Genomic DNA, 921 nt, shown 5'->3' on the forward strand with positions numbered 1-921 from the left:
GTTTATAGAGAGAAAATATATTCCAAGCAAAGGTACATAATCAATATAGCCTTCTTCTGTTACTTATGGTATGTCTTGTAATGGAGGRTTGCTTCCAAATAATAATGTTCCRTCTTGTATAGATGCTACTATTGTATTTGGATTATCTAATAATGAAAATGTTATTGTTTGAGGTATTATTGTTTCTTTGTTCCAATAATTAGTATTTTTTTCCATTAYTATTTTATCRTTGTTTATATGTTCTTTAACAAAAAAAGGTCCATTTCCTATATATTCTTCTTGAGTCCAAGCATCGCCGTATTTCTCTATTATATCTTTTCTAAGCGGGCTATATATTGTAATAGAAAGTAAATCCAARAAATATGCTGTAGGGCTTTCTAAGTTTACTTCTAATGTATAGTCATCAATAGCTTTTACTCCAAGTTCTGTTAGTGGCAATTCTCCTTTTATGATTTTTGATGCATTTTTTATTGGGTTTAATTGATAGCTTACAGAGCTTGCTACTTTTGGATCAACWGCTCTTTGCCATGCATATACAAAATCATTAGCTGTAACTGTTTTACCATCAGACCATTTAGCATTTGTTCTTAAATAGAATGTATATGTTAAATAGTCTTCGCTAATATCCCAACTTTCAGCAACTGCCGGTATTAATTTATCATCTTTATCTCTTGAAGTTAAYCCTTCAAATGTATGTGCTATATATGCTGAACCGTCATAGGTTTCTGTATATGTTGGGTCTAGAGTTTTTGGTTCTGGACCTATATTTACTATTAGAGAATTATTTGTATTATTTTTGCTGCAAGATATTATTATAAAAAATAATATTAAAATATATTTTTTYATATTATGTCCTTTGATTAATTTTTGGAAATAAAATTATTATAATGATTGTTTTTATATAGACTAACTGCCTACTTT

1 protein-coding gene is annotated in these 921 nt (G+C 28.1%); it reads right to left on the bottom strand.

The genetic code is table 11. The annotated features are described in order from the left end of the window. Positions 1 to 63: 63 nt before the first annotated feature. Positions 64 to 861, bottom strand: coding sequence for a peptide ABC transporter substrate-binding protein (locus GQX97_RS12570; RefSeq protein ID WP_368666580.1), 798 nt, complete (start codon positions 859 to 861; stop codon positions 64 to 66). Positions 862 to 921: the final 60 nt, after the last annotated feature.

It is taken from the genome of Brachyspira sp. SAP_772, assembly GCF_009755885.1.
GTDB lineage: Bacteria > Spirochaetota > Brachyspiria > Brachyspirales > Brachyspiraceae > Brachyspira.